Source organism: Pseudomonas yangonensis (assembly GCF_009932725.1).
Classification (GTDB): domain Bacteria; phylum Pseudomonadota; class Gammaproteobacteria; order Pseudomonadales; family Pseudomonadaceae; genus Aquipseudomonas; species Aquipseudomonas yangonensis.
The window spans coordinates 26,697-46,550 of record NZ_BLJU01000018.1 but is presented as its reverse complement, the minus strand read 5'-3'; the positions used below and the strand labels follow the sequence as shown (position 1 = coordinate 46,550).

The 19,854-nt window shown below is 62.7% G+C and carries 18 protein-coding genes; 8 read left to right on the top strand and 10 right to left on the bottom strand.

All coding sequences use genetic code 11. The features are described from left to right. The first annotated feature begins 78 nt into the window (after positions 1–78). Complete coding sequence (locus tag GYB81_RS17545) at positions 79–1,137, top strand: sigma-54-dependent transcriptional regulator (RefSeq protein ID WP_233787612.1); 1,059 nt, start codon at positions 79–81, stop codon at positions 1,135–1,137. Between the two features lie 68 nt (positions 1,138–1,205). Continuing rightward, positions 1,206–1,673 carry a DUF3429 domain-containing protein gene (locus GYB81_RS17540; protein ID WP_161867105.1) on the top strand — a complete coding sequence of 156 codons (468 nt, stop codon included), beginning with the start codon at positions 1,206–1,208 and terminating at the stop codon, positions 1,671–1,673. Here GYB81_RS17540 and GYB81_RS17535 read toward each other — a convergent pair. The 4 genes from GYB81_RS17535 to GYB81_RS17520 are packed head-to-tail and all read right to left on the bottom strand — an operon-like array spanning position 1,641 to position 5,065. Further along, entirely contained in the window at positions 1,641–2,192 is a 552-nt protein-coding gene (locus GYB81_RS17535) for an AAA family ATPase (protein WP_161867106.1), read from the bottom strand. The genes GYB81_RS17540 and GYB81_RS17535 overlap by 33 nt on opposite strands. After that, positions 2,189–2,758 carry a nicotinamide riboside transporter PnuC gene (gene pnuC / locus GYB81_RS17530; protein WP_161867107.1) on the bottom strand — a complete coding sequence of 190 codons (570 nt, stop codon included), beginning with the start codon at positions 2,756–2,758 and terminating at the stop codon, positions 2,189–2,191. The genes GYB81_RS17535 and pnuC overlap by 4 nt, the downstream gene beginning before the upstream one ends. A gap of 50 nt (positions 2,759–2,808) precedes the next feature. Beyond that, positions 2,809–3,423 (bottom strand): hypothetical protein, encoded by a 615-nt coding sequence (locus GYB81_RS17525; RefSeq protein WP_161867108.1) that lies wholly within the window; start codon positions 3,421–3,423, stop codon positions 2,809–2,811. A gap of 7 nt (positions 3,424–3,430) precedes the next feature. Next, positions 3,431–5,065, bottom strand: coding sequence for a methyl-accepting chemotaxis protein (locus GYB81_RS17520; protein ID WP_161867109.1), 1,635 nt, complete (start codon positions 5,063–5,065; stop codon positions 3,431–3,433). Positions 5,066–5,312: 247 nt separating this feature from the next. Between GYB81_RS17520 and GYB81_RS17515 the strand changes: the two genes are divergently transcribed. Further along, entirely contained in the window at positions 5,313–6,143 is an 831-nt protein-coding gene (locus GYB81_RS17515; RefSeq protein ID WP_161867110.1) for an undecaprenyl-diphosphate phosphatase, read from the top strand. Further along, positions 6,140–6,862: a DUF1294 domain-containing protein gene (locus tag GYB81_RS17510; protein ID WP_161867111.1), complete on the top strand. Its 723-nt coding sequence runs from the start codon at positions 6,140–6,142 to the stop codon at positions 6,860–6,862. Before GYB81_RS17515 ends, GYB81_RS17510 begins: the two co-directional genes overlap by 4 nt. Here GYB81_RS17510 and GYB81_RS17505 read toward each other — a convergent pair. Together GYB81_RS17505 and GYB81_RS17500 are read right to left on the bottom strand one after the other, a co-directional pair. Continuing rightward, positions 6,848–7,201 carry an MmcQ/YjbR family DNA-binding protein gene (locus tag GYB81_RS17505; protein WP_161867112.1) on the bottom strand — a complete coding sequence of 118 codons (354 nt, stop codon included), beginning with the start codon at positions 7,199–7,201 and terminating at the stop codon, positions 6,848–6,850. The two genes, GYB81_RS17510 and GYB81_RS17505, sit on opposite strands and share 15 nt — an antisense overlap. Then, a complete protein-coding gene (locus GYB81_RS17500; RefSeq protein ID WP_161867113.1) occupies positions 7,198–7,995 on the bottom strand; it encodes an aminoglycoside adenylyltransferase family protein in 798 nt (265 codons plus the stop codon). Before GYB81_RS17500 ends, GYB81_RS17505 begins: the two co-directional genes overlap by 4 nt. A 119-nt stretch (positions 7,996–8,114) precedes the next feature. Here GYB81_RS17500 and GYB81_RS17495 point away from each other — a divergent pair, with 119 nt between their 5' ends. Then, complete coding sequence (locus tag GYB81_RS17495; RefSeq protein ID WP_161867114.1) at positions 8,115–9,962, top strand: sensor domain-containing diguanylate cyclase; 1,848 nt, start codon at positions 8,115–8,117, stop codon at positions 9,960–9,962. A gap of 77 nt (positions 9,963–10,039) precedes the next feature. On the opposite strand, the gene GYB81_RS17490 is transcribed toward GYB81_RS17495, so the two are convergent. The 4 genes from GYB81_RS17490 to GYB81_RS17475 form a co-directional block, all read right to left on the bottom strand. Then, a complete protein-coding gene (locus GYB81_RS17490; RefSeq protein ID WP_161867115.1) occupies positions 10,040–11,428 on the bottom strand; it encodes an efflux transporter outer membrane subunit in 1,389 nt (462 codons plus the stop codon). Further along, positions 11,425–14,604, bottom strand: a complete 3,180-nt coding sequence (locus tag GYB81_RS17485; protein ID WP_161867116.1) for an efflux RND transporter permease subunit — start codon at positions 14,602–14,604, stop codon at positions 11,425–11,427. Before GYB81_RS17485 ends, GYB81_RS17490 begins: the two co-directional genes overlap by 4 nt. Before the next feature lie 27 nt (positions 14,605–14,631). Beyond that, positions 14,632–15,870 carry a multidrug efflux RND transporter periplasmic adaptor subunit MexE gene (gene mexE / locus GYB81_RS17480; RefSeq protein ID WP_161867117.1) on the bottom strand — a complete coding sequence of 413 codons (1,239 nt, stop codon included), beginning with the start codon at positions 15,868–15,870 and terminating at the stop codon, positions 14,632–14,634. Between the two features lie 177 nt (positions 15,871–16,047). After that, a complete protein-coding gene (locus GYB81_RS17475) occupies positions 16,048–16,962 on the bottom strand; it encodes a LysR family transcriptional regulator (protein ID WP_161867118.1) in 915 nt (304 codons plus the stop codon). Between the two features lie 219 nt (positions 16,963–17,181). Here GYB81_RS17475 and GYB81_RS17470 point away from each other — a divergent pair, with 219 nt between their 5' ends. The 3 genes from GYB81_RS17470 to GYB81_RS17460 all read left to right on the top strand — a co-directional run bounded on the left by GYB81_RS17470 (position 17,182) and on the right by GYB81_RS17460 (position 19,823). Further along, positions 17,182–18,204 carry a zinc-dependent alcohol dehydrogenase family protein gene (locus tag GYB81_RS17470; protein ID WP_161867119.1) on the top strand — a complete coding sequence of 341 codons (1,023 nt, stop codon included), beginning with the start codon at positions 17,182–17,184 and terminating at the stop codon, positions 18,202–18,204. A gap of 58 nt (positions 18,205–18,262) precedes the next feature. Then, positions 18,263–19,153 (top strand): chemotaxis protein CheV, encoded by an 891-nt coding sequence (locus GYB81_RS17465; RefSeq protein WP_161867120.1) that lies wholly within the window; start codon positions 18,263–18,265, stop codon positions 19,151–19,153. 166 nt (positions 19,154–19,319) lie between these two features. After that, positions 19,320–19,823 carry a hypothetical protein gene (locus GYB81_RS17460; RefSeq protein WP_161867121.1) on the top strand — a complete coding sequence of 168 codons (504 nt, stop codon included), beginning with the start codon at positions 19,320–19,322 and terminating at the stop codon, positions 19,821–19,823. Positions 19,824–19,854: the final 31 nt, after the last annotated feature.

Below are 19,854 nucleotides of genomic sequence, written 5' to 3'. Positions count from 1 at the left end.
CAGCCTCTGCAGGCTGCGGGCTGGATCCTGCAGCGCTGTACGGCAGAGACCTGCACAGGTCATGAGGCAGACGCGCTTGTGCTGCTTGTCGATCAGCAACCTGAACGCAAGCTGCTCAAGCAGCTGCAGCGCACGGGGCTTGCCTGCGTGGCGCTGGTGAATGCTCAGCGACCGAGACGGTTCGACACTGAAGAGCTTGCCGGCGAATGGTTATTTGCCGCCCTGTCTTTACCCGTGGAAACCCCGCGACTGATGGAAACCTTGCAGCAGGCGCAAGCCGTTACGCGTCTGCGCAGGCTAAAGGCTGCGCGGCAGTCGCTGCAGTTTCTGGGGAATAGCGGCGCGGTGCGAGACCTGCGCAAACAGGTGGATCGCCTGAGCCGTGGCGACGGCCCGCTGCTCGTCAGTGGCGAACGGGGCAGCGGCAAGCATCTGTTGGCGAAGTTGCTGCATCTGCGCTCACCACGCCGGGTACGCGCCATGCGTCTGATGGATGGTGCCGAACCCTTCGATGAGGCAGTCATGGCCGCGTCGAGTGACACCACCGTTGTGCTTGAGAACCCCGCAGAGCTGCCCGATGCGTCGCAGCAGCGCTTGCTGAATTACCTGCTGGCCCATCCTGGAGCATCGCTCGTGACGCTGGATCGAGGGGAGCTGATGCAAGCGCTGCAGCACGGGCGTTTCAACCGAGATCTGTTTCACCAGCTGACGGCGCAGCAATTGCGCACGCCTAATCTGCGCGAGCATCCTGGCGACCAGTTGCTGCTGGCCGAACACTTCGCCAAGCAGCATGGCGCCGTGTTCGCGCGCCACCACCGGCGCTTCAGCGAAGATGCGGTCAACGCCATGAGAGCACACGCCTGGCCGGGTAACGTACGCGAATTGCACAATCGCGTAGTGCGTGCCCTGGTGTCGGCGCAGGGGCGGCAGATCCTGGCTGCCGACTTGGGCTTGCAGTCGGTTCCGGTCGAGATCGACATCCCGGTGACACTGGAGGATTACATCCTGCGGGCCGAACGTCAGGCGCTGAACGATGTGCTGGGGCGTTACACCCACAACATGAGTCAGGCCGCACGCACGCTGGGGATTTCGCGGCCGACCTTCTATCGCCTGCTGCACAAGCATCGCTTGCGCTGAGGCTCATGCTGTAACGCTCGAGAAACACTGCTAAGGTGCTCGTCAAACCCACAGCCGAGGAAATTTCCATGCACCCGTTCGACGCCGCGAAGCCGCCGAAGCTGGCCGTGTTGCTGGGTTATGCCGGGCTTCTGCCTTTCGTGGGTGGCGCGCTGGGCATCTGGGTGATTCCCCTGGGCTGGCGACCGTTCGTGCTAAGTGCCTTGCTGGATTACTCGGCAGTGATCCTGGCCTTCATGGGCGCCATTCACTGGGGCCTGGCCATGCGCGCGGAAGAAACTGACCAGAATGCCAGGCTGCAGCTGGGGCTTTCGGTGATTCCGCCTTTGCTGGGTTGGGCTGCACTGGCCGGCGGGCTGCCGATGGGGCTGTCACTGCCGATCTGCCTGTTCTCCTTCATTGGTCTGTACCTGGCCGATATGCATGCAGTACGCGTGGGGCTGGCGCCTCAATGGTATCCGGCACTGCGTACGCCCCTGACACTGGTGGTGTGCCTGAGTCTGTTAGTGGCTTGGGCCAGCGTGCTGGTCAGCTGAGCCGAGCAGCGCCGCGACCTGCTCCAACGCTGCCTGGCGCCGTTCACCCCAGCTGCCGGAGAGCTCGCTGAAGGGCTGGCCGTGCCTCAGCAGCCAGTCCCGACAGGCCTGATGAAACGCCTGACGTTCAGCCAGTTGTGGCTGACAACGCTGGCCATCCTCTGTCCATGGCACACCTGCAGGGTCAAGCAGTAGATGCTGGTCATAGCGACGTGCAAGCAATTCGTTTTCCAGCCAGCCTGGGCAATCGCCGAACAGGCATCGGCTCCACAGCATGTTGCTCAGCAGATGCGTGTCGAGAATCAGCAGCGAGGGTTTGGCTGCCCTTGCAGCATCTTCCCAGGCGAGTTGGCCGCGCGCGATTTCGCCGATATCGGCATAGCAGGTATCGCGCCGCTGCTCATCGATGAAGTAACGGACATACTCGCCCACCACCAGGCCACCGAAGTGCGCCTGAATTTCACTCGCCAGCCAGCTTTTGCCGCTGGACTCCGGCCCGGTCAGCACCAGTACTTTCATGATGCGTAGTGCAACGCGGGGTCGCGGCGCCAGCTCAGCCAGCCGCTGACGGCCAGGGCGGTGAAGGCGGCGTAAAGCGCGGCAGTGAGATACAGCTCGCTATGCAGGAAGAAGGCGACGTAGCAGAGGTCCACCACCACCCACAGCATCCAGCATTGCAGGCGTTTTTGCGCCATCCATAATTGCGCGACCAGGCTGAAGGCGGTCAGTGCCGAATCCAGCCAGGGCGAGCTGGCGTCTGTGTAGGTGGCCATCAGATAGCCGAGCAGCCAGGCGCCGAGCGCGCCGATCAGCAGGCCGGCGGCCACCGCGGGGAGTCCCAGGCGGCTGACCTTGCGCCCATCATGACGCTCGCCGCCTCGGGTCCACTGCCACCAGCCGTAGAGCTGCAGTGCAGCGAACAGCAACTGCAGAAGCAGGTTGGAATACAGCCGCCAGTCGTAGAACAGCCAGGCGTAGAGCAGCACCATGATCAAGCCGATGGGCCAGCACCAGGGGTTTTGCCGGACGGTCAGCCATACCGCGACAATGCCGAGCCCGGCAGCAATGAGTTCGAGCCAGGACATGCAGCGTCCTCAACTGGGGAAAGGGTGGCGATTGTACTGATGTGGGCGGCTCAGCACACCAGGCTGTCGGCCTGCCGGTAGAGCATCAGCAGCTTGCGCGTGATGGTCTGCTGGATGTCGTCGCGCTCGAAGCTAGACAAGCGTTCCAGGCGCGCCAGTTGCAGACGGTGCAGGTGGATGTAGGGCATTTGCTGGTCGAACTCGCGCAGATCGCCTTTCATCAGTACGGGCAGGAACAGGTCACCGATTTTCTTCTGGTTGCTGATGATCTGCGCCAGTGCCGGCTTGAACGCCATGGTCTTGGGCGCGGGGCCGCCGTCCCTGATCTGGGTGCTGAGCAGCAGTCCGGGCTTGCCGATCACCCGGCCGGGCAAGACACACAGGCCCGTCTTGCGAATGGCCTGGCTGTCGATGCCGTGCAGGGTGTCGTGGAACGCATAAGGGTTGGGCAGCACCACCATCTTGCGGCCGAGGTCGGTGGGGAAGTGCAGGCTGTAGTTGGTGTACAACTGCCCCACCGATTCGGAATAGACACACAGGCGGTTCTCGAACAGCTTGATGAAACGCTCGGCCAGCTCGCGGCGGGCGATGCTGTCCAGGTCCCAGATCAGGTCCTGGTTCGGCGGCCGACTGAAATCGACCTCCTGATGCTGCATGCTGCTCATGCCCGCCTCATACACGGAACTGCCCGAGCAGAAGGTTGAGCTGGTCGGCCAGTTGCTTCAGGTGCTGGCTGGCCGCGCTCGACTGCTCCGCGGCCTCGGCGGTGTTATGGGCCAGAGCGGCCGTCTGCGTGACGTTCTGGTTGATGTCTTCCACCACGTGGGATTGCTCCAGAGTGGCACTGGCGATCGAAGCGTTGAGCCCGGTCAGGTTGCGCAGCGACTGGGCGATCTGGGCAAGGCTCTCACCGGCCTGGCTGGCCTGTTCCACGGTCAGTTGGGACGCGCGGCTGCTTTCGTGGATCACCTTGACGGCTGCCTCGGAGTTGCCTTGCAGGCGCTCGATCATGCCCTGGATCTCTGCAGTGGACTGCTGGGTACGTTGCGCCAGAAGCCGCACTTCATCCGCGACCACGGCGAAACCGCGGCCCTGTTCGCCCGCGCGTGCTGCCTCGATGGCGGCGTTGAGGGCAAGCAGGTTGGTCTGCTCGGCAATGGAGCGGATCACTTCCAGTACGCTGCCGATCTGCGTGCTCTCGCTGGCCAGCGACTGGATCACCTCGACGGCTTTGTCGATGGTGCTCGACAGCTGATCGATCTGGCGCAGGCTCGCTTCGATGTTCTGCTGCCCCTGGCTGGCCTGGTCCTCGGCCGTATGCATTTCGCTGGAGGCGTGCTCGGCGTTCTTCGCCACGTCCTGCACACCGTAGGTCACCTGATTGACGGCGGTGGCTACCAGTTCCATCTGCTGCGCCTGCTGCTGGCTGTGACGTTGCGCCTCGCTGGAAATATCGCCGAGGGTACGTGCGGCCTGGTCCAGCGAGCCCGCCGAGTCGAGCATCTGCCGAATGACGTGGCGCAGCCTGCCGGTAAAGGCATTGAAATAGGTGGACAGCGCAGTGAGCTCGTCGCGACCGTGAGTGTCGAGATTGCGGGTCAGGTCACCTTCGCCATTGGCAATGTTGGCCATGGCTCCCACGGCTGCCTGCAGCGGCTGCACGATGCTGCGGGTGATCAGCACCACCAGGGCGGCAAGGAGGAGGGCGATCAGCAGGCCGATACTCATGGCCTTCAGCGCCTGAGCTCTGAATTCCTCCTGCACGTCATCGACATACACACCGGAGCCGATGATCCAGCCCCAGGGCTGGAACAGCTCGACGTAGGAAATCTTCGGAACAGGGTCGCTGGCGCCTGGCTTCGGCCAGCGGTAGTCGACCTGGCCGGCGCCCTGGCTACGGGTGATGGCGACCATCTCGTTGAACAGAGCCTTGCCGTCCGGGTCCTTGAAGCCCGAAAGGTTCTGTCCCTCGAGTTTCGCATTCATCGGATGCATGAGCATGACCGGCGTCTGGTCGTTTATCCAGAAGTACTCCTGACCGTCGTAGCGCAAGCCGCGAATCACCTCCATGGCCTGTTTCTGCGCTTCTTCGCGGCTAAGGCTGCCGGTGCTTTCCAGACCATGGAAGTGCTTGAGGATGCCGGCAGCGCTCTGCACCACATGTTCGGTCTTTTCCGATTTGCCGAAGTACAGGTCGGTGTGGATCTGGCGCAGCATGTAGGCGCCCTGCAGGACCAGGGTCAGGATGGCCAGTGCCAGGATCAGCCACAGGCGGCGGCTGATGGGAAGGCTGCGTAAGCTGTTCATGGATGAACTCCGTATTGTTGTAATTATCGGCGTCAGGCTAACCCAAGGTTGCGCAAGACAATACTGTCATATCAGGGCGATTTTCACGCCAGTTGTCTGATACATTTCGGCCGCTGGCGCAGAAGCTGAACAAGCACCGAGCCAGAGCCGCCGCCGAGGAACCTCTGCGGCGGCTTTGTGTCCCACGGCGGGACCTGCATTTCAATTGGTTTACGCGTAGGTGAGTCGCCGCGCTTTGGGGGATTTGATGGATATCTGGGCGGCCTTTCAGGCCCTCATTCTGGGCATAGTGGAAGGCCTGACCGAGTTCTTGCCCATTTCCAGCACCGGGCACCTGATCGTGGTGGGGGATCTGCTTGGCTTCAATGGCCAGACAGCAACCGCGTTCAAGATCATCATCCAGCTCGGCGCCATTCTGGCGGTCATATGGGAGTTCCGGGCGAAGGTGCTGGGAGTGGTGGTCGGCTTACCCAACGACCCGAAGGCCCAACGCTTCAGCTTCAATCTGTTTCTGGCATTCATTCCGGCGGTGATCTTCGGTCTGGCCTTCGCCGATCTGATCGAACACTGGCTGTTCAATCCGATCACCGTGGCCATGGCACTGATCATCGGCGGCATCATCATGCTCTGGGCAGAGAAGCGCGATCACGCTATCAAGGCCGAAACGGTCGACGACATGAATTGGAAACTGGCCCTGAAGGTCGGCTTCGCCCAGTGTTTGGCGCTGATACCGGGTACGTCACGCTCGGGCGCCACCATTATCGGTGGCCTGGTATTCGGCCTGTCGCGCAAGGCAGCGACCGAGTTCTCCTTCTTCCTGGCCATGCCGACCATGGTCGCGGCCACGGTCTATTCGCTGTTCAAGTACCGCGACATTCTGCAGTTGAGCGACTTGCCGATCTTCGCCATCGGTTTCGTCAGCACTTTCATCGTCGCGATGATCACCGTACGTGCACTGCTCAAGTTCATCACCAGCCACAGTTACGCGGTGTTCGCCTGGTACCGCATCGCTTTCGGCCTGGTGATTCTCGCCACCTGGCAACTGCACCTGATCGACTGGAGCACGGCGCAGCCTTGACCGGCAACGAGCGCAGGGGACGCCTGAAAAGCTGGGATGATGCCAAGGGCTTCGGTTTCATCCAGCCGCTGGACGGTGGCCCCGAGGTTTTCGCACATATTTCGGTGGTGCGTGGTGATCGTCGCCCGCTGTCTGGTGACGAGGTGCTGTTCATCGAGGGACGTGACCCGCGTGGTCGCCCACGCGCGGAGCATCTGCGTCTGGCAGGCGAGCTGAGCCTCGACCGACAGGCGATACGGCGCAAACCGAAAAGTGCCGGCAAGGCCGTTCCGGCATCGTCAAAGGCGCCTGTCAGGTCCGTGCGCAAAGCAGAAGGGAAGGACTCCATCCAGAACTTTTCCGGCAAGGCTGTGGTGCTTGTTTCCTTGTGCCTCTTGCCGCTGCTGGGCGCACTGCAATTGTTCGACAAGGGCTTCTGGTGGGTACTGCCGCTTTATTTGCTGGCCAGTCTGCTGAGCTTTGTACAGTACTGGCTGGACAAGCGCAGCGCCCAGAATGGTAGCCGCCGCACGGCGGAAAACACCTTGCATCTGGTGGAGCTGGCCGGTGGTTGGCCGGGCGCACTGATTGCCCAGCAGACCTTCCGCCACAAGACCCGCAAGGCAACCTACCAGACAGTTTTCTGGCTGATCGTTGCCGTTCACCAGGTACTCTGGATCGATCTGTTGTTGCTCGATGGCGCCTACATCGCCCGCCTTATCCCGTTATTCGTCCAGTAGCAGGCCCGGCCGCAAGCGCTTGGGCAGCCTGCGTACCACCAGTTGATGCGAGCGAGTCAGTAGCTGGCGCAGCTCCTGCTCGCCCAGCGGCAACTGCCGGGCACTCATGCTGATCCAGCGCGCTCGGGCCAGATAGGGCGCGGGACGAATGCCCGGGCGGTCGACATAGCCGAGAAACAGGTCGTCATCGACCTTGAAGGCCAGGTCTTCGCCAAGAAAATCGAGAATGGCGAACATCTTGTTGCCCGCCACCGAGAACACCCGGTTGCCGCCCCATTTAAGGTCTTCGCGAGCGCCGGGCAGGGCGAGGCAGAAGGCGGTGATCTGATCGCGGGTCATGAGTTCCTCTGCGTGGCGTCGAGCTTGGAGTCGGCCCTGTCGAGGCGCTCGATCTGCTTTCTTGCATGATCGATGAATGCTGCCACTGCCGGGGTGCGCTGGCCCAAATCGTCCCGGCAGTGGCCCAGGTAGACGCTCCGGGCGGTCACCAGCACGGGACGATGTATCTCGGGCAGACGTTCGAGCAGCCAACTGGCGGCGAAGTCCTTGGACGCAATCATGCCCGTGCTCAACGTCAGCCAGATACGCGCAAGCGCCAGCACTACGTTGGTTTCGTCGCCAAGCCAGCCCGATGCCTCTCGCCATTGCGCCACGGTGTCGTGCAAGGCGCGGATCAGGTCGGCTTGGGGGACCGGGTCGAACCACTCGTCAGCAGGAGGGCCTATCAGGGCGATACTGTCTTGCCGCGCCTTGCTCAGCAGTATCGCCAGGTCATGATCCGCCATTGCAGGCTCGATGCGGCCGGCGGTCAAATCCTCACGCAGCCATTCGCCGAACTGCATCTCGCGCATCGCCGGATAGCGCCAGGGCTGCACGGCATCACGACTCAGTATCGTCACTTCCAGCGGGCGTAGCCGCTCGTTCGCAGGCCAGGCCGAAAGACCCAGGAGCCCGTGCATCAGCGCATGGCGCACAGCGTCACGCAACGGCGTGCGCACAGTGACGAGCAAATCGATGTCGCTACCAGGTTTGAGACCGCCAGCCACGGCAGAACCATAAAGATGCACTGCCAGCAGTTCGTCGCCCAGATGCTGCCGCAGCAAAGCGAGAGTATCGGTTATCTGGGTGTTCATCTTGTCAGCGCCTTGACGTGGTTTCGTGACATTTTGCCGGCATTCGGTTTTGTCGAGTAGACTCCGGCACCTTGTGCTCATCTGAGCTGGGGCCGGCCTGCCCCCAGTCGAACCTTTTCATGAATCGCATTCGTCGTTTTCGGTTGTCGCCCTGGCTCGTGCTCGGCATGCTGCTGCTTTCTTCGCAAGCGTGGGCCAGTGTTCGTTACCTTGATGCGGCGCAGATCGAGCAAACGCCCAAACCACTGACCACCTCCGTTGGCGTGCTGGAAGATACCAGCCGCACCCTGACGTTCGACAATGTCCGTTCTGCCGAAATGCGTGATCGCTTTCGTTATGAATCGGTCGAAAGTTCATCCTTTGCGTTGGGCTTTACCCGTTCGGCCTACTGGTTCCGGCTTGATGTTGGCAACTCCGGCGACCAGCCGCTGACGCGCCTGCTGGTGGTGGACAACCCACGTATTTCCCTGGTCGATGCCTATGTGCAGGACGGGCAGGGTGGCTATCGTGCCTGGCTCACCGGGGCAGACCGGCCGCAGAGCGGCAAGGCCTACGACAACCGCAACTTCGTCTTCCCCTTGCATCTGCCGGCACGTTCGCAGCAGTCGGTCTACCTGCGGGTCGAGTCGAGCATCGGTCTGCTGGTACCGTTACAGCTGTGGACGGTCGAAGGCTTCAAGGCCTATGAGCGCGAAGACTACATGGCGCGTGCCGGCTACATGGGCATCGCCATTGCCATGATCCTGTTCAACCTGATGCTGTTCATCGCCCTGCGTGAACGCATCTATCTGCTCTACGTGACCTTCGTGCTGTGCGCCGTGTGCGCCCTGACGATCAAGAACGGCATGGCGCCGGACTGGACGTTGTTCGGTCTGCCGCTCAATTCCAATGTGGCGTATTACTCGGGCGCCTCGCTAGCGCTGAGCGGATTGTTGCTGTTCATGCGCAGCATGTTGCAGACCGCACGTCTGTTGCCGCGGGTCGACCGCGGCTTACTGGCCCTGGTGGCCCTGTACCTGATTTCCCCGCTGATCTACGCCGTTGCCTTGCCGCAGGTCTCACGTGCTGCCGTCCTGGTCAATCTGCTGACGGCCTTGGTGATGATGGCTGTAGGGCTGGGCTGCGCCCTCAAGCGTCAGCGTAGCGCCTACTTCTTTCTCGCCGCCTTCGGCCTGCTGATTCTCGGCGGCGCCACTACCACGCTGCGCGCCCTGGGCATCCTGCCTACCAACGCCTTCACGGAGGACGGCCTGCAGATCGGTTCGTCACTGGAAATGCTGCTGCTGGCCTTCGCCCTGGCCGACCGCATCAACGTGATGCGTCAGGAAAAACTGCAAGCCCAAGCCAGATTGTTGCAAACCCGCGAGCAGCTGGTGAAAACCCTGCAGCAATCCGAGCGAGAGCTGGAACAGCGTGTCGCTGAGCGAACCCAGGAATTGCAGGTGCTCAACAGCCGCCTGGAAATGCTCAGCCTGACCGACGCCCTTACCGGTATCGCCAACCGTCGGCACTTCGACGATGTGCTGGCCAAGGAATGCAAGCGCGCCCAGCGTGTCGGCGAGCCGTTGGCCCTGGCCGTGCTGGATGTCGACTGGTTCAAGGCCTACAACGATCATTACGGCCATCCGGCCGGCGATAGCTGTCTACAGCAGGTCGCACAAACCCTGGCCGCCACCATCAGTCGTTCCTCTGACCTGGTGGCGCGCTACGGCGGTGAGGAGTTCGTATTTCTCGCGCCGTCGACCGGGCTCGTCGGGGCGCGGAGCATGGCAGAGAAACTGGTGAGGGCCGTCGAAGCCCTGGCCTTGCCACATGAACGCTCGCCCCTGGGGCACGTCAGTATCAGCGTCGGTATCGCCTCGATGCAGAACGATGGCGACAGCTCGGCGCAAATCCTCCTGCAGCGTGCCGATGCGGCGTTGTATCGGGCCAAGGCACAGGGCCGTAATCGGGTGGAATGCGGCTGACAGAAATAAAAAAGCCCCGAAGCATCGACTCGGGGCTGAGGAGGGTCGGCAGGGCTGCCGACCGGGGGAGAGAAGCTTCAGGCCTGCGGTTGCCAGCCGCCACCCAGTGCCTTGTAGATCGCGACGATGCCGCTGTACAGCTCGGTCTCCGCGGACGCTTGGGCATCTTCGGCAGCCAGACGCTCACGTTCGGCGTCCAACAGCACGAGAAAGTCCACCGTGCCTTCGCGATAGCGAATCGCCGCCTGATCCGCTGCTGCACGGCTGGCTTCGGCCTGGCGCACCAGGGAAACCAGGCGCTGCTGGCGTTTGGCGTAGTCGCTGAAGGCGTTCTCCGATTCCTCCAGCGCAAGCAGCACCTGCTGTTCGTATTGTGCCAGCGCGCCGTCGGCCTCGGCTTCGGCGCCGCGCAGACGTGCTCGTACACTGCCCAGATCGAACGCCGCCCAGCTGATGCTCGGCGCTACGCCCCAGGCGCGTGCGGCTGACGAGCCCAGCTGCGAGCCGCGCCCGGCGGTAAAGCCGAGAAAGCCGGAGAGGCTGACCCGCGGGAACAGATCCGCCGTCGCCACGCCGACCTCGGCGGTTGCCGCTGCCAACTGCCGTTCGGCCGCCTGGATATCCGGGCGACGGCGCAGCAGTTCGCCCGGGTTGCCAATCGGCAGTGCCTTGGCGATCACCGGCAGGGGTTTGGGCGACAGATCGATCTGCAGCTGTTCCGGGCGCTGGCCGAGCAGGGTGGCGATGCGGTTCTGCGCACGTACCTGCTGCGCCTGCAGCTGTGGCAGGCTGGCTTCGGTGGCGGCCAGACGGGCATCGGCGCGCAGCACGTCGAGTTCGGTGCCGACGCCGGCGTCACGCAGTTGCTCGGTAATGGCGCGCGAGTCCTGCTGGTTCTTCAGGTTCTCGCGGGCGATGCTTTCGCGCAGTTGCGCGCCCCGCAGGGTGCCGTAGGCGTCGACCAGTTCGGCGATCAGGCTTACCTGCAACTGGTAGTAGTCGGCCTCGGCCACTTCGATGCGCGCCTCGCTGGCTTCCAGTTGGCGCTGGATACGACCGAACAGGTCCAGCTCCCAGGCCATGTCCAGGCCCAGGTCGTAGCGTTCCTGACGGATGCGCTCGTCCGTGGTCGGCGGCTGCTGCGCCTTGCCGAACTCGCCGCTGGCGCGGCTGGTGACGGTGGGCAGGCGGTCGTTGGCCACATCATCGCGGATCGCCCGTGCCGCACGCAGGCGGTTGAACGCCACGCGCAGCTCGCGGTTGTCCTGCAGCGAACGCTGCACCAGCTGGTTCAGCGTCGGATCGTCGAATTGCTGCCACCAGGCGGCTTCGAAGCGGCTGCGGTCGTAATCGGCCGCTTCCAGCGCGGCAATGCGTGCAGGGTCGGTCACGGGCGCTCGATAGTCCGGGCCGACGGCACAGGCCGACAGCGCCAGGGTCAGCAGAGCGGGGGCAAAGGCTTTCATGCATGCGACTCCTGCAGACGGACGGCTTTGCGCGCTTCGCGTTTTTCGACGAAGCCACGGATCAGGACATAGAACACCGGAGTCAGCAGCAGACCGAAGAAGGTCACGCCGATCATCCCGGAGAACACCGCCACACCCATGGCATGGCGCATTTCGGCGCCTGCGCCGCTGGACAGCACCAGCGGCACCACGGCCATGATGAAGGCGATCGAGGTCATCAGGATCGGGCGCAGACGCAGGCGGCAGGCTTCCAGGACCGCCGCGACACGATCGAGACCCTCTTCCTGTTTCTCCTTGGCGAACTCGACGATCAGGATGGCGTTCTTGCACGCCAGGCCCACCAGCACGATCAGGCCGATCTGGGTGAAGATGTTGTTGTCCAGCCCGGCGATGATCACCCCGGTGATGGCGGTGAAGAGCACGATCGGCACGATCAGGATCACCGCCATTGGCAGGCTCCAGCTTTCGTACTGGGCGGCCAGCACCAGGAAGGCCAGCAGCACGCACAGCGGGAAGATGAAGATCGCGGTATTGCCGGCGAGGATCTGCTGGTAGGTCAGATCGGTCCACTCGAAGGTCATGCCGATCGGCAGTTCCTCGTTCAGCAGTTTGGCGATGGCTGCTTCGGCCTGGCCAGAGCTGTAACCCGGCGCGGCGGCACCGTTGATCTCGGCGGTGAGGAAGCCGTTGTAGTGCATCACCCGATCCGGGCCGGCGCTGTCATCGACCTTGACGAAGGTCGACAGCGGCACCATCTCGCCACGGTTGTTACGCACCTTGAGCTGACCAATCTGCTCCGGCTCCAGGCGGAATTGCTGGTCGGCCTGGACGTTGACCTGATAGGTGCGGCCGAAACGGTTGAAGTCGTTGGCATACAGCGAGCCCAGGTACACCTGCAGGGTGTCGAAGATATCGCTGATGGCCACACCATGGGTCTTGGCCTTTTCGCGGTCGATGGCGGCATCGACCTGCGGCACGTTGACCTGGTAGCTGGTGAATACCGACATCGGGTTCAGCTCAGGCAACTGGCGGGCCTTGTTGAGGATATTCTGAGTCTGCGTATACAGCTCTTCATAGCCCAGGTTGCCGCGGTCCTGAATCTGCAGGCGGAAGCCACCAATGGTGCCCAGGCCCTGCACCGGGGGTGGCGGGAAGATGGCGAGGTAGGCTTCCTGAATCTCACCGAACTGGCCATTGAGCTCGGCAGCAATCGCCCCTGCAGACAGGCTTTCGTCCTTGCGCTGGTCGAAGTCCTTGAGTGCGACGAAAACGATGCCGCTGTTCGGGCTGTTGGTGAAGCCGTTGATCGACAGGCCCGGGAAGGCCACGGTGTTCTCCACGCCCGGGTGCTTGCCGGCGATTTCGCTCATGCGCTTGATCACCGCTTCGGTACGATCGAGTGTCGCGGCGTCAGGCAATTGGGCGAAGGCCACCAGATACTGCTTGTCCTGCTGCGGCACGAAGCCGGTCGGGGTGCTGGAAAAGCCCAGGTAGCCAAGCACCAGCAGGCCACCGTAGATCAGCATGGCGATGCTGCTGCCACGCAGAACGCGGCGCACGGTACCGACGTAGCCATTGCTGGCGCGATCGAAGAGGCGGTTGAACGGGCCGAACAGCCAGCCACCGAGCAGCTTGTCGAGCACACGCGAGAAGCCATCCTTCGGCGCGTGATGGTCCTTGAGCAGGATGGCCGCGAGCGCCGGCGACAAAGTCAGCGAGTTGATTGCCGAGATCACCGTGGAAATGGCAATGGTCAGGGCGAACTGCTGATAGAACTGGCCCGAAAGGCCGGAGATGAAGGCCGTCGGTACGAACACCGCGCACAGCACCAGGGCGGTGGCGACGATGGGGCCGGTCACTTCCTTCATGGCCTGGCGTGTGGCTTCTACCGGTGTTTTACCCAGGGCGATGTTGCGCTCGACGTTCTCCACCACGACGATGGCGTCGTCCACCACGATGCCGATGGCCAGCACCAGGCCGAACAGCGACAGGGCGTTGAGCGAGAAGCCGAACATATGCATGACCGCGAAGGTGCCGATCAGCGATACCGGTACGGCGGCCAGCGGGATGATCGAGGCGCGCCATGTTTGCAGGAACAGCACGACTACCAGTACCACCAGCACCACGGCTTCGAGCAGGGTATGCACCACTGCCTCGATGGAGCCACGGACGAAGATGGTCGGGTCATAGACCACTTCGTAGTCCATGCCCTGCGGGAAGCTCTGCTTGAGCTCGGCCATGCGCTCGCGCACCGAGTCTGAAAGTGCGATGGCGTTGGAACCGGGGCGCTGGAACACCGGCATGGCCACGGCCGGCTGGTTGTTCAGCAGCGAGCGCAGGGCGTACTGGTTCGAGCCCAGCTCGACGCGGGCGATATCGCGCAGGCGGGTGATCTCGCCATTGTCGCCAACGCGGATGATGATGTTCTCGAACTCTTCCTCGGTGACCAGGCGCCCCTGGGTGTTGATCGACAGCTGGAAGCTGTTGCCGGCATCGGCGGGCGGTGCGCCTAGGGCGCCGGCAGCGACCTGGCGGTTCTGCTCACGGATGGCGCTGACCACATCGGTGGCCGTCAGCCCACGCGAGGCGACCTTGTTCGGGTCGAGCCAGACGCGCAGCGAGTAGTTGCCCATGCCGAACAGCTGCACATCGCCCACGCCATCCAGGCGCGCCAGCTCGTCCTTGACGTTGAGCGCGGCGTAGTTGGACAGGTAGAGCATGTCGTAGCGCTGATCCGGCGAGGTCAGGTGCACTACCATGGTCAGGTCCGGAGAGGCCTTGTCCACGGTCACGCCGAGACGCTGCACTTCGGTGGGCAGGGTCGGCATGGTACGAGTGACGCGGTTCTGCACCTGCACCTGGGCGTTGTCCAGGTCAGTGCCGAGGGCGAAGGTCACGGTCAGGGTCAGCTTGCCGTCGGCGGTTGATTGCGACGACATGTAGAGCATGCCTTCGACGCCGACGATGGCCTGTTCCAGCGGCGAGGCGACGGTTTCACCGATCACCTTGGGGTTGGCACCTGGGAAGTTGGCGCGCACCACCACGGTCGGCGGTACCACCTCGGGGTATTCGCTGATGGGCAGCTGAAACAGGGATATACCGCCGCCAATCAGGATCAGCAGCGACAGCACCGCGGCGAAGATCGGCCGCTGGATGAAGAATTGCGAGAAATTCATGGGTCTTTCCTCTGGGCGCGGTCTGAATCAGCCGCGCGGCGCGCGCGCGTCGATCTTTTCGGCGGCGATACGCGGGGCCTGGCTGCCATCGACGGCCTGGCGCATGCGGGCCAGTTGCTCGAGGGTGCTGTCATCGGCCATGGTCACTGGCTGCGGGTCGACGGTGGCACCCGGCATGGCGCGTTGCAGGCCGTTGACGACGATTTTTTCGCCCTTGCTAAGGCCACTACGGACGATGCGCAGGCCTTCGAGCTTCGGCCCCAGTTCGATGGCGCGGTAGGCCACGGCGTTGTCTGCGCCGAGCACCAGCACGTACTTCTTGCCCAGGTCGGTGCCGACCGCTTCGTCCTTGATCAGGGTGGCCGCGTAGGGCTTGCTGCCCACCAGTTTCAGGCGCGCGTACAGGCCGGGGGTGAAACGACCGTCCTGGTTGTCGAACACGGCGCGACCACGAATGGTGCCGGTACGTGGGTTGACCTGATTGTCGAGGAAGTCCAGCTGGCCCAGATGGGGGTGGCCGGCTTCATCGGAAAGACCGAGGTACACCGGGCTGGCGCCACGGGCATCGGCACCGGACTGGCGCGCCAGCTCGACGTACTTGAGGAAGGCGCGCTCATCGGCATCGAAGTAGGCGTAGACCTTGTCGGTGGAAACCACGGAGGTCAGCAGACTCTCACCGGCACCCACCAGGTTGCCTTCGGTGATCTCGGCGCGGCTGACGCGACCGTCGATGGGCGAGGTGATACGGGTGAAACCGAGGTTCAGGCGGGCGTTGTCCAGTTCCGCCTGGATCGCGGCGACCTGCGCCTGGGCCTCGGTCGCCGCACTGGCGCGGGCATCGGCTAGCTCGGCTGAGATGGCGTTGCTCTGACGTAGGCGCTCGCCGCGGCGTGCCTCGTTGGCGGCGCGAGCCTGGTTGGCGCGGGCCTGCTGCAGCTGGGCTTCGAGACGTTTGACTTCGGCCTGGAATGGACGCGGATCGATCTGAAACAGCAGATCGCCTTTTTTCACCAGAGTGCCTTCATCGAAGGCGACCTTGTCGATATAGCCGGAAACGCGCGGGCGAATTTCGACGGATTGCGGCGCTTCGAGGCGACCGGTGAACTCATCCCACTCGTTGACGGGTTGCTCGATGACTTCGGCCACGCTGACCTTGGGCGCAGGCATTTGTGCCTGGGGCTGCGCCGCCTGATCACAACCGCTGAGGGCAAGGACACCGGCGAGAGCCAGCGGGAATATCCAGATTTTCTTGTGATGTTGTTCCATGGGTGACTCCGCCAGTCGGATTTGTGGATGGGCGGAGTCTGCTGCGAGTCTTGGAGGGCTACGAATCGAACGCCATGAAATTGAATATCAGCGGGAATGATGAATGACGCAGTTATATCAACTTGGAGTCATAAAGGTGCACGTCAGTTCCTGGCGGCACGTCAATGGTGCAAGTATTTAGAGACTATCCGGGTCGCCACAGAACATCTGGATGCGCGAGCGCAGCCAGCGCTCGGCGGGGTCGTTGTCCTGGGCGCCGCGCCAGGCCATGTGCAGTTCGAACGAGGGCGTTTCCAGTGGCAGTTCCTCGGCGCGCAGGCCTCCGGCTGCGGTCAGGGCTGCAGCCGTGTAGTCGGGCACGCTGGCGACGATATCGGTTTCCGCCAGCAGGCTGGCCAGGCCGTTGAACTGCGGCACGGCCAGTACCACCTGACGTTTGCAGCCGACCTTCTCCAGTTCCTCATCGATAAAGCCTGTCAGGTCGCCTGCGTAGGACACCAGCGCATGAGGACGCGCACAGTAATCTTCCAGGCTCAGCGCACCGGGGACGGTATCGGCGCGCAGCAGTTTGGCCTTGCTGCGGCGCAACACCTTGCGTTTCGCGTTCGCTGGCAGTTCCTCCGTGTAGGCCACGCCCACGGAGATTTCCCCGGAGGCCAGCAGCCCAGGCATCATCAGATAGTTGGTGCGACGGATTACCAGCACCACGCCGGGCGCTTCGGCACGCAGACGACGCAGCAGGGCAGGAAGCAGGGCGAACTCGACGTCATCGGAAAGGCCAATACGGAACACGGCCTTACTGGTGGCCGGGTCGAAGTCGGCGGCGCGACTGACGGCGGTGGAGATCGAGTCCAACGCTGGCGAAAGCAGGGCGAAGATTTCCTGCGCGCGCGGTGTCGGCTCCATGCTGCGGCCGGTGCGCACGAACAAGGGGTCGTCGAAAAGAGTGCGCAGACGGGCAAGTGCCGCGCTGATGGCTGGCTGGCCGAGAAACAGCTTTTCTGCAGCCCGGGTCACGCTGCGTTCGTGCATCAGCGTCTCGAAGACGATCAGCAGGTTCAGATCGAGGCGACGCAGGTCGTTGCGATTCATCCGGGTACCATCCGAGGGGAAACGGGCCTTGTCAGCACCGCGCTGCAAATGAGAGCCTTTGCCTGGGCAATAGTACGGGCAGTGTGTAGCGGATTGAAAGACGCTGAATCACTGACAGGCATGAAGACTATCGATAGAGTCTGATAGTGTCGCCGCCGCACAGCGGATAGAGTCCACAGTCATTGAAGTGTTAATCCGCGATCAAGCTCGAGGTAAGCGATGTCCCGCATGATCCGTTTTCATAAGTTCGGCGATGCCGATGTGCTCCAGTACGAAGAGGTTCCGACGCCCGTGCCCGGCCCTGGTGAGGTGCTGGTGCGCGTTCAGGCTGTCGGCCTGGGCTGGAAAGACGTGCTCTGGCGGCAGAACCTGGCGTCAGAACAGGCCAAGCTACCTGCCGGTACCGGTTTCGAACTGGCCGGCACCGTGGCGGCGCTGGGTGACGGCGTGAGTGAGCTTGAAGTTGGCGCAGCCGTCGCCGGTTTCCCGGCGGGCACGCCGAACCGCTACCCGACGTGGGGCGATCTGGTGCTGATGCCCAGCCACGCCCTGACCCGCTATCCCGAGGTGCTCAGCCCGGTCGAGGCCAGCGTGCATTACTCCAGCCTGCTGTTCGGCTACCTGGCGCTTAACGATCTTGCCCATCTCAAGCCCGGCCAACATGTGCTGATCACCGAGGCCAGCCACTGCATGGCGCCGCAGACCGTGCAGTTGGCCAAGGCGCTAGGTGCCAAGGTCATCGTATCCACCGGTTCAGCCGATGATCGCGAGTTCCTGCGCGGCCTGGGTGCCGACAAGGTGATCGTGACCGAGGAACAGGACCTGGTTCTGGAGGTGGAGCGCTACACCGAAGGCAAGGGCGTCGAGATCATCCTCGACCAATGTGCCGGCCCGCAGATGAAGTTGTTGGGCGATATCGCCGCGCCGCGTGGCAAGCTGGTCCTTTATGGGATCAACGGCGGCAACGACACGGCTTTTCCAGCTTGTGCCGCGTTCAAGAAGCACCTGCAGTTCTTCCGTCACTGCGTGCTGGACTTCACCGGGTGTCCGGAGCTGGGCATCGAGCCGAACAACGAGGCGGTGCAGCGAGCGCTCACGCATATCAACCAGATGACCGCGGACCGCCTGTTGACGCCTGTTATCGACAAGGTGTTCGATTTCGAGGACTTCGTCGCGGCCCATCGCTACATGGAAACCTGTCCCAATCGCGGCCGGGTGGCCCTGAAGCTGGCCACGGATTAAAGTCCGTGGCCGTGTGGTCGCTATAACTTAGGTCTACGTTCGTTCTAAGGAAAGGTACATGAGTCTGGTTACCGGCGACGCGCTATCGCTGCTGTTGTTTCGTCTGCATAGCGGTCGTCTGCTGGGGATCAACCTGCTCAAGGTCAATGAGATCATTCCCTGCCCGGCGTTGACCAAGCTGCCCAATCGGCATCCCAACGTTCGCGGCATTGCTACCTTGCGTGGCGCTGCGATGACGGTGATCGACCTGGCGCGCGCCATCGGTGAACGCGGCGCGGCTGATGAAGACGACGGCTGCCTGATCGTCACGGAGTTGAGCCGCTCGCGTCAGGGCCTGCACGTGAAGAACGTCGAGCGCATCGTGCAGTGCTCCACCCGAGACGTGCGCCCGCCACCTGCCGGCTCCGGTAATCGAGCCTTTATCACCGGCGTGACCCAGATCGACGGTGCCATCGTGCAGATTCTCGATATCGAGAAGGTTCTGCACGATATCGCGCCGGCTCTGGAAGAAGCGCCCGTTGGTCTGCTCCAGGGGCAGGACGCCAGCCTGCTGCAGGGGCGCCGCGTGCTGCTGGTCGATGATTCGCAAGTGGCGCTGCAACAGACCCTCAACGTGCTGCGCCAGCTGGGCTTCGATTGCACGGCGGTGCGCAGCGGTCAGGCAGCCTTGCAGCAGCTGCACGAATACCATCAGGCCGGCATGCCTTTCGAGTTGCTGGTCTCGGATATCGAGATGCCTGAGCTCGACGGCTACAGCCTGGTTCAGGAAATCCGTCGCAGCCCTGACATTGCCGAGACCTATGTGCTGCTACACACCTCGCTGGACAGCACCATGAATACCGAGAGGGCCCGTTCGGTTGGGGCCAACGCAGTGCTGACCAAGTTCTCCTCGGTTGATCTCAGCCAGGCACTGCTCGATGCCTTCCGGCAAATGAGCGGACAAGCCTGACCTGGCAATGCCGCACCTTGCCGCTCAGCGGCAAGGGCTTGCCTCTCTTTCCCTTCGGAAATATCAGTTAATCCAATATTTACAGTGAGTTAGGTACGTGCTGCGAACTGGCACGCGCCTTGAATCGGTGCGCCTGGCAATTTGCAACCTAGTCAAGGAGCACAGCATGAGCACCATTGGAGGTATTGGCAGCTACAGCGGCATATCGCTAACCGGGTTTCGTAACAAACAAAGCGAGGAGCAGGGCGAACTGGCCCTGATGGCGCGTAACGTCGAGAAAACCACGCGCACCGCAAACGCCGAGTCAGAGCGGGAACTTCGCGCCAGGCAGGCCACGGAGGAGGGGTTCGCCCGCCTGCGTGTCGCCTTGCAGAACGCATCCGAAGGAAAAGTAGAAACCAGCGTCACTTCCGGGCGCCTGGAAAAGCGCCTGGGTGAGGATGGCGGTGACGCTGCACTGGAGGCATTCAAGGCCTACATGGAGATGACTCCGGCGGAAAAGCTGCGCGACGGTATTCTCAAGGAGATGGGGCTGACCGAAGAGGAGATCGAAGCCATGACGCCGGAGCAGCAGAAGGCAGTGGAAGAAGAGATCGCTCAGCGTCTGCAGGAGCGAGCTGAGATGCAGGCGCAAGGGGGAGGTGACACCCGCTCTTATGGACTGATTTGATTGTCTTCAGTCTCGCCAGCCCGGCTCGACG

What these genes read in the sequence shown, in the direction of transcription:
- GYB81_RS17540 (WP_161867105.1), top strand. Translation starts at nt 1,206, where the DNA reads ATGCACCCGTTCGACGCCGCGAAGCCGCCGAAGCTGGCCGTGTTGCTG.
- GYB81_RS17535 (WP_161867106.1), bottom strand. Translation starts at nt 2,192, where the DNA reads ATGAAAGTACTGGTGCTGACCGGGCCGGAGTCCAGCGGCAAAAGCTGG.
- pnuC (WP_161867107.1), bottom strand. Translation starts at nt 2,758, where the DNA reads ATGTCCTGGCTCGAACTCATTGCTGCCGGGCTCGGCATTGTCGCGGTA.
- GYB81_RS17525 (WP_161867108.1), bottom strand. Translation starts at nt 3,423, where the DNA reads ATGAGCAGCATGCAGCATCAGGAGGTCGATTTCAGTCGGCCGCCGAAC.
- GYB81_RS17520 (WP_161867109.1), bottom strand. Translation starts at nt 5,065, where the DNA reads ATGAACAGCTTACGCAGCCTTCCCATCAGCCGCCGCCTGTGGCTGATC.
- GYB81_RS17515 (WP_161867110.1), top strand. Translation starts at nt 5,313, where the DNA reads ATGGATATCTGGGCGGCCTTTCAGGCCCTCATTCTGGGCATAGTGGAA.
- GYB81_RS17505 (WP_161867112.1), bottom strand. Translation starts at nt 7,201, where the DNA reads ATGACCCGCGATCAGATCACCGCCTTCTGCCTCGCCCTGCCCGGCGCT.
- GYB81_RS17500 (WP_161867113.1), bottom strand. Translation starts at nt 7,995, where the DNA reads ATGAACACCCAGATAACCGATACTCTCGCTTTGCTGCGGCAGCATCTG.
- GYB81_RS17495 (WP_161867114.1), top strand. Translation starts at nt 8,115, where the DNA reads ATGAATCGCATTCGTCGTTTTCGGTTGTCGCCCTGGCTCGTGCTCGGC.
- GYB81_RS17490 (WP_161867115.1), bottom strand. Translation starts at nt 11,428, where the DNA reads ATGAAAGCCTTTGCCCCCGCTCTGCTGACCCTGGCGCTGTCGGCCTGT.
- GYB81_RS17485 (WP_161867116.1), bottom strand. Translation starts at nt 14,604, where the DNA reads ATGAATTTCTCGCAATTCTTCATCCAGCGGCCGATCTTCGCCGCGGTG.
- mexE (WP_161867117.1), bottom strand. Translation starts at nt 15,870, where the DNA reads ATGGAACAACATCACAAGAAAATCTGGATATTCCCGCTGGCTCTCGCC.
- GYB81_RS17475 (WP_161867118.1), bottom strand. Translation starts at nt 16,962, where the DNA reads ATGAATCGCAACGACCTGCGTCGCCTCGATCTGAACCTGCTGATCGTC.
- GYB81_RS17470 (WP_161867119.1), top strand. Translation starts at nt 17,182, where the DNA reads ATGTCCCGCATGATCCGTTTTCATAAGTTCGGCGATGCCGATGTGCTC.
- GYB81_RS17465 (WP_161867120.1), top strand. Translation starts at nt 18,263, where the DNA reads ATGAGTCTGGTTACCGGCGACGCGCTATCGCTGCTGTTGTTTCGTCTG.
- GYB81_RS17460 (WP_161867121.1), top strand. Translation starts at nt 19,320, where the DNA reads ATGAGCACCATTGGAGGTATTGGCAGCTACAGCGGCATATCGCTAACC.